The organism is Rhodococcus sp. WS1 (assembly GCF_003797745.1).
Taxonomy (GTDB): domain Bacteria; phylum Actinomycetota; class Actinomycetes; order Mycobacteriales; family Mycobacteriaceae; genus Rhodococcus_F; species Rhodococcus_F erythropolis.
The window spans coordinates 1,099,335-1,114,370 of sequence record NZ_RKLZ01000002.1; the positions used below are offsets into that span (position 1 = coordinate 1,099,335).

Annotated in this window: 10 protein-coding genes; 9 read left to right on the forward strand and 1 reads right to left on the reverse strand. The window is 62.0% G+C overall.

Features of this window, described 5'->3' with window-relative positions; translation table 11 throughout:
* Window positions 1-79 precede the first annotated feature (79 nt).
* The 4 genes from EEB12_RS17630 (at window position 80) to EEB12_RS17645 (ending at window position 6,240) form a co-directional block, all read left to right on the forward strand.
* Entirely contained in the window at window positions 80-1,552 is a 1,473-nt protein-coding gene (locus EEB12_RS17630; RefSeq protein WP_141488226.1) for a class I adenylate-forming enzyme family protein, read from the forward strand.
* 85 nt (window positions 1,553-1,637) lie between these two features.
* Complete coding sequence (locus tag EEB12_RS17635) at window positions 1,638-3,485, forward strand: DUF3556 domain-containing protein (RefSeq protein ID WP_141488227.1); 1,848 nt, start codon at window positions 1,638-1,640, stop codon at window positions 3,483-3,485.
* Window positions 3,482-4,915 carry a phytoene desaturase family protein gene (locus tag EEB12_RS17640; protein WP_080910332.1) on the forward strand — a complete coding sequence of 478 codons (1,434 nt, stop codon included), beginning with the start codon at window positions 3,482-3,484 and terminating at the stop codon, window positions 4,913-4,915. Before EEB12_RS17635 ends, EEB12_RS17640 begins: the two co-directional genes overlap by 4 nt.
* A 35-nt stretch (window positions 4,916-4,950) precedes the next feature.
* Entirely contained in the window at window positions 4,951-6,240 is a 1,290-nt protein-coding gene (locus EEB12_RS17645) for a PucR family transcriptional regulator (protein WP_141488695.1), read from the forward strand.
* A 91-nt stretch (window positions 6,241-6,331) separates the two neighbouring features.
* Here the strand turns inward: EEB12_RS17645 and EEB12_RS17650 are convergent, their stop codons facing one another.
* Complete coding sequence (locus EEB12_RS17650) at window positions 6,332-7,636, reverse strand: HNH endonuclease signature motif containing protein (protein WP_141488228.1); 1,305 nt, start codon at window positions 7,634-7,636, stop codon at window positions 6,332-6,334.
* A gap of 116 nt (window positions 7,637-7,752) precedes the next feature.
* Between EEB12_RS17650 and EEB12_RS17655 the strand changes: the two genes are divergently transcribed.
* The 5 genes from EEB12_RS17655 to EEB12_RS17680 are packed head-to-tail and all read left to right on the forward strand — an operon-like array spanning window position 7,753 to window position 14,987.
* Window positions 7,753-9,051, forward strand: a complete 1,299-nt coding sequence (locus tag EEB12_RS17655; protein ID WP_060937816.1) for an SWIM zinc finger domain-containing protein — start codon at window positions 7,753-7,755, stop codon at window positions 9,049-9,051.
* Window positions 9,048-10,532: a DUF5691 domain-containing protein gene (locus tag EEB12_RS17660; RefSeq protein WP_141488229.1), complete on the forward strand. Its 1,485-nt coding sequence runs from the start codon at window positions 9,048-9,050 to the stop codon at window positions 10,530-10,532. Before EEB12_RS17655 ends, EEB12_RS17660 begins: the two co-directional genes overlap by 4 nt.
* Window positions 10,529-11,644: an ATP-binding protein gene (locus EEB12_RS17665; protein WP_020971138.1), complete on the forward strand. Its 1,116-nt coding sequence runs from the start codon at window positions 10,529-10,531 to the stop codon at window positions 11,642-11,644. The genes EEB12_RS17660 and EEB12_RS17665 overlap by 4 nt, the downstream gene beginning before the upstream one ends.
* Entirely contained in the window at window positions 11,641-13,827 is a 2,187-nt protein-coding gene (locus EEB12_RS17675) for a DUF5682 family protein (RefSeq protein WP_220095783.1), read from the forward strand. Before EEB12_RS17665 ends, EEB12_RS17675 begins: the two co-directional genes overlap by 4 nt.
* Window positions 13,824-14,987 carry a VWA domain-containing protein gene (locus tag EEB12_RS17680; protein ID WP_046379481.1) on the forward strand — a complete coding sequence of 388 codons (1,164 nt, stop codon included), beginning with the start codon at window positions 13,824-13,826 and terminating at the stop codon, window positions 14,985-14,987. Before EEB12_RS17675 ends, EEB12_RS17680 begins: the two co-directional genes overlap by 4 nt.
* Window positions 14,988-15,036: the final 49 nt, after the last annotated feature.

A 15,036-nucleotide genomic window follows, 5' to 3' on the forward strand; every position in this document is an offset into this window, starting at 1 on the left:
GATCCCCTGAGACCGTTTCTTCGGCCGCAGGACGCCGATAGTGTTTTGAGTCACACACGAATGAAAGGTGCTGACTCTCGTGGCGGACATCGGATATCTGGCTTGGGATCTTGCGGAGAAGTACGGGAAGAAGCCGTGCCTGCGGGACGACCACGTCGAACTCACGTATGAAGAGTTCGCAGAGCGTACGGAAGCTGTTGCCGCGCAATTGGCCGGACTCGGAATCGGACTCGGTGACGTGGTGGCGATCATGCTGCCCAATCGCGCCGAGTTGCTGATCGCGATCATGGCTGCCTGGCGCATCGGTGCTGCAGCTACGCCCATCAATCCGATGTTCACCGCGAACGAAGCGGATTACCAGATCGCGGACTCCGGGGCCGAGTTGGTCATCACCGCTACTGCCGATGCGCCCTCGGGTGGCCGTGCGGTGTTGGTCGTCGACGATCTGGCGACAGTGCCGCCGACCGATCCCCGACCCGGAATCGATGTTGCAGCAGACGATCTGGCGTTGCTCATCTACACCAGCGGCTCCACCGGACGGCCCAAGGGAGTGATGCTCACGCATTCCAACCTGCAGTTCATGGCTTCGTCGATGGGCAAGAACATCGGTGTTACCGGCGCGGATCACTGCCTGCTGATTCTGCCGTTGTTCCATGTCAACGCGATCTGCGTCAGCGTCCTGACGCCCTTGCTTGTCGGCGGACAGGTGAGTGTCACCGGGAAGTTCTCGGTTTCGAGATTCTTCGACGACGTTGCGCGGCTTCGCCCCACGTATTTCTCGGCGGTGCCGGCAATCTACGCGATGCTGACCTCGCAGCCGGAAGACGCCTCGATCAACACGTCATCCTTGAGATTTGCCGTGTGCGGTGCGGCGCCGATCAGCAAGGAACTCCTCGAACGCGCGGAGCAGCGTTTCGGTTTCGTGATCGTGGAGGGTTACGGACTCACCGAGGGGACCTGTGCGTCGGCCTGTAATCCTGTGGAGGGCCTGCGCAAACTGGGTACGGTCGGCCCGGCGTTGCCCGGCCAGCAGATTGCCATTCTTGCCGAGGACGGAACCTTTGCTCCCGTCGGAACTGCCGGAGAGGTGGTCATCAAGGGCGGCAACGTGATGCGTGGCTATCTGGGCAAGCCGGAGGAGACCGCGAAGACCGTCAAGGATGGTTGGTTGCATACCGGCGACGTCGGGGTCCTCGACGAAGACGGCTACCTGACCCTGGTCGATCGCATCAAGGACATGATCATCCGTGGGGGCGAGAACATCTACCCCAAAGAGATCGAAAATTCGCTCGCCACACATCCTTCCGTGCTCGAGGCCGCCGTCATCGGTGCTCCGCACCAGGTCTACGGAGAGGTGCCAGTTGCCTATGTCGTTGCCTACCCCGACGCGCCCGTCACCGAAGGCGAACTGCTCGAATATGTCACGGCCTTGCTCACCCGAGTAAAGGTGCCAGTGGCGATCTACGTCGTCGATACGCTTCCCCGAAACCCGGTGGGCAAGATCGACAAACCCGGAATGAGACGAGCTCTGAGCGCAACTCCCGCTCACTAGTCCCTTCCCCGTAATACCAGCACAACTCGACGACGTGCGTCGAGTCGATCCGTCATGCCCACATTCCGTATTTCAGGAGCACATCATGGGATTCAAAGAAGGAAACTTCCCTCCCGTCGATCCGGCAACCTTCATGGACAAGCCGTTTCTCGAGCGTCTGCGTGACATGTCCACGCACTGGGTGGATTACGGCTTCGGTACACCGAAGATGGTCCACACCGTCTACATCATGAAACTGTTGTTCCTCTACCTGGCAGCTGGAACAGCCGTTGCCACTTTGACTTCCGGCCTCTCGTGGTTCGACATCGGATCATGGTGGAACCAGCCGATCGTCTACCAGAAACTCATCATCTGGACGATGATGCTCGAAATCCTGGGCCTGGCAGGGTCTTGGGGTCCATTGGCCGGCCATTTCAAACCGATGACCGGTGGAGTTCTCTACTGGATCCGCCCCGGCACGATTCGCCTTCCACCGTGGCCGGGCAAGGTGCCGCTCACCTCGGGTGACACCCGCACGGTGTTCGACGTCTTCATCTACGTCGCCGTAGTCGCCAATCTTCTTGTTGCCGCGGTTCTTCCCGGCGTTCACACCGCAGGAATCGATTCGGCAATTGCCGACAGTGCCGGACTGGTACGCCCGACGGTCTTGTATTCCTTCCTCGTGCTCATGGTGATTCTCGGGTTGCGGGACAAGGTGCCCTTCATCGCTGCCCGTAGTGAGCAGTACCTGCCAGCGATCTTCTTCTTCACGTTCCTGCCCTTCGTCGACATGATTCTGGCGCTCAAACTGCTGATCGTCATGGTGTGGATCGGTGCCGGTGTCTCGAAGTTCGGCCGTCACTTCTCGCTGGTGGTCCCCCCGATGCTCAGCAATACGCCGTGGATCCCGTCGAAGAAGATCAAGCGTGCGCACTACCGGAATTTCCCGGAGGATCTGCGGCCCTCGCACCTCGGCGGCGGGGTCGCACACGTGGCCGGAACGATGGTCGAAATCGTCACCCCGTTGATACTGCTGTTCTCGACGAACAAGACACTCACCATCCTCGCCGTGATCCTCATGGTCGGATTCCATCTCTTCATCGCGTCGACCTTCCCGCTGGCCGTTCCGCTGGAATGGAATCTTCTGTTCGCTTACGCCTCGGTCTTCCTGTTCCTGGGCTTCCCGGCGTGGGACGGCTACGGCCTCGGCGCCATGTCTTCACCCTGGATCACAGCGGGAATTATTGCAGCCCTTGCTTTCTTCCCCATTCTCGGAAACCTTCGACCCGATCTGGTGTCGTTCCTGCCGTCGATGCGTCAGTACGCCGGCAACTGGGCATCTGCGACGTGGGCATTCGCGCCGGGCGCCGAAGCAAAGATCGATCAGTACATCAAGCGTCCGTCGCCGGATACGCGTAATCAGTTGATGACGATGTACCCCGAAGATGTGTCCGATGTCGTTCTGCATCAGCTGTTGGGTTGGCGTTCCATGCACAGCCAGGGGCGTGCACTGTTCTCACTGATGATCAGGCACCTCGGCGACGACATCAACACGTACTCGCTGCGGGAAGCCGAGTTCATGTGCAACTCCATCGTCGCCTTCAACTTCGGTGACGGGCACCTGCACGACGCGAAGTTGATTGCCGCCATTCAGCGTCGCTGCAATTTCGCGCCCGGCGAGTTCCTGGTGACCTGGATCGAATCGCAGCCCATCCACAAGGGAACGCAGGAGTACCAGGTGATCGACGCCGCTCTCGGCGTCATCGAACGGGGTACTTTCAAGGTCGCCGACGCAGTTGCCGAACAACCGTGGTTGCCGAACGGGCCCATTCCGTTCGACGTTCAGTGGACACTGGACGTGCGGGCCGACCGCGCGGCAACAGATCCGCAGGTTGTCTCCGAGCCGAAGATGCGTACGAGGGCCAGCGGTAGCGAGCAAGAGGTGAGTAAGTGACAAAGGCCGTAGTCGTCGGCAGCGGGCCCAATGGGCTCGCTGCCGCGGTACACCTCGCACGTAGCGGTGTGGACGTGCAGGTGCTCGAGGCTGCCGACCAGATCGGCGGAGGCACCCGCTCCGGTCCGATCGACGTGCCGGGGTTGATTCACGATCACTGCTCGGCGTTTCACCCGATGGGTATCGGCTCGCCGTACCTGTCCAAGCTGGACCTCGAGCGATACGGGCTGATCTGGAGATGGGCAGAGGTGGACTGCGCGCATCCGCTCGACAACGGGGACGCCGGTGTTCTGTACCGCTCGCTGGAGCAGACGGCGGCGGGACTCGGCGCGGACGGATCTCGATGGCAACGCATGTTCGGTGACTTGTCGACGGGATTCGATGCATTGGCGTCCGACCTGATGCGCCCGATCGTCAATGTCCCGCGGCATCCGCTGCGGCTCGCAGCTTTCGGTCCGCGAGCGCTGCTTCCGGCAACCGTGACCGCGAAGTTGTGGAAGACCGACAAAGGGAAGGCGCTGTTCGGCGGGGTTGCCGCGCACGCCTTCTATCCACTCAACCGTCCGGCCACCTCGGCGGTGGGATTGATGATCACTGCTGCTGGTCACCGCTACGGTTGGCCGGTTGCCGAGGGAGGTTCGCGTTCGATCACCGACGCCATGGCCGCGATGCTCCTCGATCACGGCGGCAAGATCGACACCGGCATTCGGGTTCGCACGGCCTCCGAGATTCCGGACGCCGATGTTGTTCTGCTGGATGTCAATCCGGGGGGTGCGCTCGAAATACTGGGCGATCGACTCCCTGGCCGAGTGGCGAGAGCCTATCGAAAGTTCAAGCAGGCTCCCGGAGCGTTCAAGGTCGATTTTGCGATCGAAGGTCATGTGCCGTGGACCAATCCGGATTGCGCTCGGGCCGGAACTGTCCATCTGGCAGGTGGTTTCGACGAAATCGTGGCCGCTGAGCGTGAGACGAATTCAGGCCGCATGCCGGACCGGCCGTTCGTGCTCCTCGGTCAGCAATACCTGGCTGATCCCACCCGATCCGCCGGGAACGTTCATCCGCTGTACGCCTATGCGCACGTGCCACACGGATATGCCGGCGACGCTACGGAGGCGATCATTCGTCAGATCGAGAGGTTTGCGCCAGGATTCCGGGATCAGATCGTCGCGACATCGAGCAGTGGTACAGCTGACCTGGCACAAGACAATCCGAATCAGGTAGGCGGCGACATCATCGGAGGTGCCAACACCGAACTGCAGGTTGTCTTGCGTCCGCGCGTCGCAGTCGATCCGTACAGCACGGGGATCGCGGGCACTTACCTGTGCTCGGCCTCGACCCCGCCGGGTGCCGGAGCACATGGAATGTGCGGGTACAACGCGGCCGAATCGGCTCTGAAGTACCTGCGACGAAAGGGTGCGGAAGTTCTGTGAGTAGTCCGTCGCACAAGGAGCGAGGCGCTGGAGCGATGCGGCGCCTCGCCCGAGTGCCTGCAGCCGCGGAGCCGGAAGTGCTTGTGGTGGTTGCCGAGTTGGCCCGACGACTCGACGAGCGCAGTGCCGACATTGCGCGTGAGATGGCCTTCATGATGGCTCACGAAATCGACCAATTGGATGCAGACGCCAAATTGCTCGAAATGCTCGAGGCCAGCGTGCAGGGAAACATCACGACGATCATCCACGTATTGGCCAACGACATTCCGATCGATCATCTCCAACCGACCACTGCCGCAGTGGAATACGCTCTGCGTCTGGCGCAGCGGGACGTTCCGTCCAACTCTCTCGTTCGGGCCTACCACATGGGCCAAGGCGATCTGATGCGAATCTGTCACGACGAAATCAGCACACTGGATATTCCGGCGCGACTCACTTTGGCTGTCCTGAAACACACTTCGGATGTGGTCTACAGCTACATCGACTGGATCACGCTCTACGTCTTCGACGCGTACGAGAGGGAACGCAGTCGATGGATGGCAGCGCAGGGAAACCTCCATTCGGCCGCGATCCACGCCCTCCTGTCCGGCACCAACGCAGATACCGCTGCTTTCGAAGCTGAGACCGGATACCGACTTGGTCAGAACCACGTCGCCCTGGTGGTTTGGTCGACATGGGATGCGGACGTCATGGGTATCAACACGCTCGATCGACTCGTACGTGATCTCGGCGCAGCGGCGGGAGCGGACAAGCCGCCGATCATCACCGCCATCGATCGACGCACGGTGTGGGCGTGGCTGCCGTTCGGTCGCCGGGTGCCTGCGCCGGATCCGGAGGTTCTCGCTGCGGCAGTGCCGTTGGACGGCGGAGCGCGGGTGGCAATCGGACTGCCAGGGTCAGGGGTCGAAGGTTTCAAGCGATCTCACGAACAGGCAACCGCCGCCTATTCGGTTGCTGCCGTGCCGGATACGCCGCAACGGCCGGTGGTGAGCTTCGGGGACCGCGGCGTCGCTGTGGTTTCACTTCTGTCCGAGAACATCGATTCTACGAAGTCATGGGTCTGGGAGGTGCTAGGCCCGTTGGCGGACGATACGCCTTCTGCTGCATCCTTGCGGACGACGTTGAGTGTGTACTTCGCCCACGGAGAAAGCCATCTGCACACTGCCAATCACATGAATCTGCACCGGAATACGGTGAAGTATCGCATCAACAAGGCGCTCGGAGATCCAGTCGCTGCCGGCCGAGACAAGTTGGATCTCGCTCTGGCCCTGCAGGTTTGTGAGTTGTTGGGTAGATCGGTCTTGCGCCCCGCCAAAACGTCGTGAGTTGTGGACGCGACACGGCCTGTGGGCTCCGTATCGGGGTTTGATGACCGATGCGGAGCCTGGCCGTGTTCTGTTGTGCCTGAGGTTCTTCTCAGGTTTTGAAGGTGGTGTTCGCGGGCCGTGGGTGCTGGCCGGGGTCGATCGAGGGTGGTGGGATGAACCACGGTTTGTTGTCGGTGCCTATTCGGATTTCCCATTTCCCGACGAATCCGGTTTTTCGGTGCATCAATCGGTGATGTGAACGGCACAGCAGGACAAGGTTGTTCATCACGGTCGGGCCGCCGTTGGCCCAGTGCCGGATGTGGTGTGCATCCGTCCACGCGGGCACACATGTGCAGCCGGGGAACGCGCAGCCTTTGTCCCGGGCGATCAACGCCACTCGCTGCTCCGCAGAGACCAACCGTTTCCCGGGTCTCGCATCCAACGGAGCCCCGTGACCGTCGAGCAGAACAGTGGAGAGGAAACAATCGCAGCCGAGGAGTATGGTCTGCGAGACGGACAGTGGTCCGAGCCACGGCATGTGCCCGACATCAAGATCCGACACAGCCACTCCACCACCATCGGGCGAGGGTGCGGCTGCGCAGTCCCGATGCTCCGCCAGATCACGGGCGTTGATGTGAACATTCACATGCGGCCGCTGACCACCATCCGTACCGGTCTTCGCGCAGTCGAGGTAGCGGCGAATCAGTTCGGTGAACCCATCCGCCGTCCGCTTCGCCGCCGACCGAGAATCCGGAGTTCCATCCGGTGCCGGGGTCGGCATCGTCAGATTCGACAACGCCGACAACAACATTTCCCCGGTGAGAGCATCGAAATCACCGCGCACCACCACCCGACCATTCAACGTCGACGCGATCCGCAACTCATTCCGATCCACATCCTCGGCGGGCGGAATCTCATCGGACTCGAACACTCGCTCCAAGGTCGCGATAACACTCCGCACCTTCGTCGTCGTCGCCTCCACGCCCGAAGCAGCAGCCAACAACAAATCGACACAGCGAGGCAACGCCTCCTCCGGCATCCCCTTCGGAGGTGACTCGCAGAACGCCACGATCAACACGGCATGATCGAAGGAGCAGTCCCCGACATTGAACCGGGCAGCCACCGCCGGAAACGGCCGCAGCGCCGCACCCAGGGCGGCGATCTTCTTCCCGTCCCGGATTTGCAGCATCGTGTTCGCCGCCAACCAGCAACCCACCCCGCGGCTGGCAATCACCTGATCATCCGGCCGCATCGACAACTCGTCCACCACCGCCACCCGAACAGCCTCGAGACGAAGAATCTCCGCACTCGCCTCGATAGCAGCAGCACGCAACTCAGAAGCCGTCAACCGCCACATGCGTCCGCGCAACCCCACCGCAGAACCCGAGACCACATCCGACAACAGAACACTCATTGAATCCCCCGATCCCCACCCCAGACAATACTCGAACATGCGTTCGAGTCAAGAGCTGATTCACTAAAGAATCGGCCTGACTCTGCGATGTCAGCGGGTTGTCATACTGTGGTCGAGTGACTTCGCCGTGGACAGCTGGGCAGGTGGCGTCGGTAGCTCCCGACGCCGCATCGCTGGCCGCTGCGCGTAAGTTGGCTGGTTCGTGGAGCCATGCCGGCAGTAGCGGTCTCGCGCTCTGGGGGCTGTGTCAGGGCAGCGGCTCGAAGCCGTATCAAGCAGTGGTTGACCTGCGGGGTCCTGCATACAAGTGCTCGTGCCCCAGTCGAAAGTTTCCGTGCAAACATGCTCTGGGGCTGCTGGTGGAATGGTCGGAAGGGCGTGTGCCGACGGCGGACGAGCCGGCCGACTTCGCGGCAGAGTGGTTGTCGCGCCGCGAGGAGAAGACCGAGAACACCGGCGAAAGCGGCGACGAGGCGCCCAAGAAGTCTCCCGACCCGGCGACAGCGCAGAAGCGCGCCGACCGCGTTGCGAGCGGGCTCGTCGAATTGGACCTGTGGATCACCGATCAGATCCGGGGCGGTCTGGCGGCGATGGACACGTCCTGGGCGGGCTTCGACGCGGTAGCCGCTCGAATGGTGGATGCTCAGGCGCCCGGTATTGCAGGCACGCTTCGAGCATTGGCGGGAATCGTTGCGTCTACGGAGAACTGGCCCGAGAAGGTCCTCGACGAGTTGGCTCGGTTGCACCTGCTGGTCGCTGCGCATCAGAAGCTGTCCGAGTTGCCGGAAGATCTTGCCTATTCGGTGAAAGCGCACGTCGGCTATCCCGTCTCAACCGAGAGTGTGATGGAATCGATTCCGGTGAAAGAGAACTGGATGATTCTCGGTTCCGGGATCACCGAGGAGAAGCGACTGTTCACCCGAACCGTGTGGATGCTCGGCAGGAATTCGAAACGGTGGGCCATGCTGCTCGACTTCTCCCACGGGTCACCCAATTTTGCCACCGAAACGCCGCCAGTCGGGTTTCTGCTCAATGCCGATGTTCATTTCTATCCCGGTGCCGCGGCATTGCGGGCGCGGATGGGGGCAACGCACGGTGAACCGGAGCCCTTCACAACCATGCCGTTCGGAAGCATCGACGCTGCGTTGCAGCAGTTTACCGATGCCCTCGCCGCAGATCCCTGGTTGCGCTCGTGGCCGGCAGTGATCAGTTCGGTGGTCCCGTCGTTCGTCGACGGTTCCTGGTTTCTCGTCGACGAATCGGGCACAGCGCTTCGGGCAGAAGGTGATTCGGATCTTCTGTGGAAGTTGCTCGGTATTTCCGGCGGTTACCCGGTCACGGTCTGCGGAACGTGGAATGCGCTGGCTCTTACTCCGATCTCGGTTTTCACGGGAGGGCAGGTGATCGTGCTGTGAGCACTTTGATCTCGGCTGCTCTTCTCGGGACTGCCAGAACCTTAACAACATTCGAGGAGCTGCCGGCCGAAGTGCGAGGCCATGCCAGCGAACTCGACGGCGATCCTGCCGAGATGCTTCTGGCAGCAGCAGCGTTGGAGAGGGCGTACCGCCGTGGCGGTGCGGGCTCCAACACGGCGGCCGTGCCGACACCTGCTCCAGACGATGTGCGATTCACGCTGCCGGAATCCTCATCGGCGCACCTGCTGTCGATGCTCGCGGCCAAGGCGACCTTGCTCGACGAGTGGTTCGCAGTCGCGTTGGAGCGCAACTACCGTGCGCCTGATCATCTGGTCGCCGAGTTGCTTTCCTTTGCACGTGCGAGCGAAGCTCACCGGGAGAGCATCCTGCAGATCGTCGGCGAGCGTGGCCGATGGCTAGCCGCGCAAAACCCCGAGTGGAGCAAGCTCGTCCGAACCAGGGATGCAAATCCGGATGTCTGGCGTCACGGAAGTTCGTCCCAGCGCACGCAGTGGCTGATAGACACTCGCCGAACAGATCCCGCGCTGGCACTGGCCGAACTCAGAAAATCGTGGGGCACCGAGCGGGGCGAACAGAAGGCTGCATTTGTCTCGACTCTGGCAATCGGATCGAGCGCCGACGATCAACCATTGTTGGAGGAAGCCCTCGACGACCGTCGCAAGGACGTGCGACGCGCAGCAGCGGAGGTGCTCGGACGTATTCCCGAATCGGAGTTCGGGGAGCGAATGGCTGCGCGGGTTCAGAAATGGGCGCGGGTGGAGCGGAAACTGCTTCGATCCACGTTGGTCATCCTGCCGCCTGAGGAAGTCGATGCGGCGTCGAGGCGAGACGGCATCGAAGATCGGCCGAATCCACACACCGACTATCGTGCCGAGTACGTGCGTCAGGCGATCAGTTCTGCACCGTTGTCTTTGTGGAACAACATGATCGGTGAACCCGGCAAGGTCATGGGGATGAGCGTTGACGAAGGCTGGGAGCCGATCCTTCACGACGCTTGGTCCACCGCTGCAGTCGCGCAGAACAATGCGGAATGGGCGCTGGAACTCTTTCGCATACGCGGCACGGCAACCGATCGACGCCTACTCCCGTTGGTGCCGGCCAAGGCGCTGGCTGACCTGCTGAGGTCTGGAAACGGCGACGCCAATGTTCTGCACCCGGGCAGGGCAGCGATCTACGACGCTCTGCGAGGTCCATGGCCAGACGACATCACCCGGGCAGTCGTGGCCCAGTGGGAACGAGTTGCGGCCAGACGTGCCGATGGGGGCGCCAAGGCCGGCGAATTCTCGCGCTACAAATACAGCGCATCGCTACGCCTAGCCGAGAGTCGATTTCCCTACAGCGCAGTAACTTTGCTCGATCGGGCTGCGGAACGTGCACGTGACCCGGACTGGCGGCAGACCTTCGCCAGAACTGCCAGCGCCATCACCCACCGCAAGACCCTGCTCGAGGAGCTCACATGACTGACAGCGCAACCGTGCCCACCACAGAACCGGCAAAGCTGATGCGGCCCCACGCAGAGCAGGAGTACGCACTCGAACTCGAAGCACTGGCCGCGCAGGACACCCGCCCGCGTCCACCGTCGTGGAACTTGTCGCCCTGGGCCGTGGTGACGTATCTGTTGGGTGGCACTCTCGACGACGGAACGGTCATTTCACCGAAGTACGTCGGTCCACGGCGGTTGATGGAAGTGGCCGTCGCAACTCTTGCCACCGACCGGGCGCTACTGCTGTTGGGCGTGCCGGGTACAGCCAAGACCTGGGTCTCCGAACACCTTTCGGCTGCAATCTCGGGTGCGTCGACGCTCCTGGTTCAAGGCACGTCGGGTACGCCCGAGGAAGCTATCCGCTACGGCTGGAACTACGCACGCCTTCTCTCGGAGGGGCCGACCGCCGGTGCGCTGGTGCCGTCACCTGTGATGACCGCGATGGAAACCGGGAAGATCGCCCGCGTCGAAGAGTTGACGCGTATTCCGGCCGACGTGCAGGACGCCCTCATCACCATTCTCTCCGAGAAGACGTTGCCGGTGCCGGAACTGGGCATCGAGGTGCAGGCAGCCAAGGGCTTCAATCTGATCGCTACCGCCAACGATCGCGATCGCGGTGTCAACGATCTGTCGTCCGCACTACGTCGACGGTTCAACACAGTTGTTCTCCCGTTGCCGGCCAGCGAGGAGGACGAGGTGGCTATCGTGGCACGCCGAGTCGAACAGTTGGGCGCAGCACTGGAATTGCCGACAACCCCCGCAGCAGCCGAGGAAATTCGCCGGGTCGTCACCGTGTTCCGGGAACTGCGATCAGGCACGACCACCGACGGCCGCACCAAGTTGAAGTCCCCGTCCGGAACTCTGTCGACGGCGGAGGCGATCTCGGTGGTCACCAACGGTTTGGCGTTGTCTGCGCATTTCGGGGACGGCGTACTGCGGGCATCCGACGTCGCTGCCGGAATCCTGGGTTCGGTGATCAAGGATCCGGTCGCAGACAAGGTTGTGTGGAACGAGTACCTCGAGGCAGTAGTGCGTGAACGCGGCGAGTGGTCCGACTTCTACCGGGCGTGCCGCGAGGTCACCGGGTGACCATCGTGATTCCGGACCTGCGTGTCCGGGTCTTCGGTATCCGTCACCACGGCCCGGGATCTGCTCGTTCGGTTCGGCAGGGCCTGGAAGAGTTTTCCCCCGATGTGGTCCTGATCGAAGGTCCTTCGGATGCAGACCCGTTGGTGATGCTGGCGGCATCGGAGTCGATGGAACCGCCGATTGCGTTGCTCGCGTACGCCACTGGCGAACCGTCGAAGGCGGCATTCTGGCCGTTTGCGGTGTTCTCACCCGAATGGCAAGCGCTGCAGTGGGCTGCGAAGAACGGTGTGCAGGCAAGGTTCTGCGATCTGCCCGCGTTCAACGTGTTGGCGGATCAGGGGATTCGTACTGTCCGCGAGGGCGATCCTCTGTCTGAACTGGCCGCGGCCGCGGGTTTCGACGACACCGAACGCTGGTGGGATTCGGTGATCGAATCAAGCTCGGGCGCAGATTCTTTCGATGCGATCACCGAGGCGATGGAGGCGCTGCGTGAGACAGTGCCGATCGACGAGGAGACAGCGCATCGCGAAGCGTATATGCGGCAGGTGCTGCGAAAGACGTTGAAGGATGGCGCCGAGCGGGTAGCGGTCGTCTGCGGAGCTTGGCACGCGCCGGCGTTGGTCGGAGCCCTGGGGCCTGCGGCTCCCGACGCCCGCATTCTCAAGGGGATGTCCAAGGTCAAGACCTCGCTGACCTGGGTTCCCTGGACACATTCACGCCTGGCGTCGGCATCGGGTTACGGAGCCGGAATCACCTCGCCGGGCTGGTATCACCATCTGTTCACCGCGAACGACAAGACGATCACGCGGTGGCTCACCAAAGTTGCGAGGGTGCTCAGGGACGAGGACCTTCCCATCTCGAGTGCTCACGTCATCGAAGCTGTCCGATTGGCAGATACGTTGGCTGCACTGCGTTCTCGCCCGCTGGCCGGATTGTCGGAAGTTACCGAGGCTACGAAGTCGGTGATGTGCGACGGAAACGACGTTCTTCTGGATCTGATCACACGAAGACTCGTTGTGGGCGAAGCCCTGGGCACGGTGCCCGAAGAAACTCCGACGGTTCCGCTCGAAGCAGACCTGCGAGCACGTTCGAAGACTTTGCGGCTCAAACAACAAGCGGGAGTCAAGAATCTCGATCTGGACCTGCGACGCGATATCGACGTCGAGCGTTCCCAGTTCCTGCACCGACTGGGGATCCTCGAGATCGATTGGGGAACCCCGGCCGACAGTGAGGTCCGTTCCACCGGAACTTTCCGAGAGACTTGGGCGCTGCAATGGAAGCCCGAATTCTCGGTCTCGGTGATCGAGGCGTCGCTGTGGGGTACGACGGTGGCCGCAGCGGCGGCATCACGTGTCGTCTCGAAGATCAACGAGCCGGACATCACTCTCGCGTCACTGATCGGACTACTGGAGAACTCACTGCTCGCAAACCTCCCGGCAGCTTTGTCTGCGGTTTTGGAGAGTGTGAAAACAGTTGCGGCACTAGACCATGACGTGTCACATCTGATGGCGGCGCTACCGACGCTGACCCGAACGCTGCGATACGGCGATGTGCGCGGAACCGATGTGACGGCGTTGATCGACGTCGCCGACAGCTTGTTGATCCGGATCTGCACCGGCCTCGCAGTCGCCGTCACTGGACTGGACGATCCCAGCGCCGAGGAGTTTCGCGATCACCTCGACAAGGTTCACTCGGCAGTCATGGTTCGTGACGATCGCGATGCGAGCGCACGGTGGCTGCAGGCGATGGCCGGCGTGATCGACCGTGACGACGTCAACGGTTTACTCGTCGGACGGATGGTGCGGCTACTGCGCGACAGCGGTTCGATCACGGAAACCGCTGCAGCCCAGCGCTTGTCTCGGGCCCTGTCCGTGGGAAGCGCGCCGACCGCCAAAGCCGGGTGGGTCGACGGGTTTCTCGGTGGGGGAGGGCTTGTGCTCGTTCACGATCGAGCGTTGCTCACGCTGATCGACACGTGGGTCCGCCAACTTCGTGAGCAGGACTTCATCGACACGCTTCCGTTGCTTCGACGCACGTTCGGAGCCTTCGAGGCAGGGGAGCGTCGAGCGATCGGTCAGGCGGTCAGAGGTGGACGACGCGTCGAGACGACAGTGGAGACCGATACTCGACGCGGCCGAGCGGCAATGGCGGTCGTTGCCGAGATACTGGGAGCGCGCGTATGAGCGACGACGATCAGCGCCTTCGGCGCTGGAGATTGATGCTCGGGGAATCCGCCGAAGAATCGACGGGAGGGCTGGGCCAACCGGGCGACAGTCGAATGGATGCAGCTCTCGCAGCGCTCTACGACTCGTCCGGCCCGACCAAGGGGCGCCGCCGCTCAGCCGGATTGGGGGCGTCGGCGCCGTCCGTCGCCAGATGGCTCGGCGATATCCGGACGTACTTTCCCAGCACGGTGGTGCAGGTGATGCAGAAGGACGCAATCGACCGACTGGGTTTGGCGCAGTTGCTGCTCGAACCGGAACTGCTCGATGCCGTCGAGCCCGATGTACATCTGGTCGGGACGCTGCTGAGCCTCAACCAGGTCATGCCGGAGGCCAGCAAGGCCACTGCTCGAATGGTCGTCGGCAAGGTGGTTCGGGAAGTCGAAGAGCGAATCGCGCAGAAAACGAAGGCCGCGGTGACCGGGGCACTCAATCGTTCGGCCAGAACGTCGAATCCGAAGTTGCGTGACATCGACTGGGACAGAACCATCCGAGCAAATCTGTCGCACTACCTGCCGGAGTATCGAACCGTCGTCCCCGAGCGGCTAGTCGGATACGGCCGCAAGTCGAAATCTGTGCAGCGCGACGTGGTCCTGGCGATCGACCAATCGGGTTCGATGGCGTCCAGCGTCGTCTACGCGTCCGTGTTCGGCGCGGTGTTGGCGTCGATGCAAGCGCTGAAGACTTCGCTCGTGGTTTTCGACACCGCCGTCGTCGATCTGACGGACAAACTGTCCGACCCCGTCGACGTCCTGTTCGGGACCCAACTTGGTGGGGGCACGGACATCAACCGCGCAATCGCGTACAGCCAGTCGCTGATCTCGCGTCCTGCCGAGTCGATGTTTGTTCTGATCTCGGACCTCTACGAGGGCGGTATTCGGAACGAGATGCTGCGGCGCATGGCGGCCATGAAGAATGCCGGCGTTCAGGTTGTGGTTCTGCTGGCGCTCTCGGACGACGGCGCTCCATCGTTCGATCACGACAATGCAGCGGCGCTGAGTGCCCTCGGGATTCCCGCGTTTGCGTGCACGCCGGACAAGTTTCCGGAACTGCTCGCGGTCGCTCTGGAACGCGGCGACGTGTCGGCCTGGGCCGATCAACTTGCACTCGAACAGCGCTGACTCGAACGGCACTGACTCAAACAGCCTCGAACAGCCTCAAACAGCACTG

Coding starts and splice junctions, on each gene's coding strand:
- EEB12_RS17650 (WP_141488228.1), bottom strand. CDS start 7,636: ATGAGTGTTCTGTTGTCGGATGTGGTCTCGGGTTCTGCGGTGGGGTTG.
- EEB12_RS17635 (WP_141488227.1), top strand. CDS start 1,638: ATGGGATTCAAAGAAGGAAACTTCCCTCCCGTCGATCCGGCAACCTTC.
- EEB12_RS17680 (WP_046379481.1), top strand. CDS start 13,824: ATGAGCGACGACGATCAGCGCCTTCGGCGCTGGAGATTGATGCTCGGG.
- EEB12_RS17645 (WP_141488695.1), top strand. CDS start 4,951: ATGCGGCGCCTCGCCCGAGTGCCTGCAGCCGCGGAGCCGGAAGTGCTT.
- EEB12_RS17665 (WP_020971138.1), top strand. CDS start 10,529: ATGACTGACAGCGCAACCGTGCCCACCACAGAACCGGCAAAGCTGATG.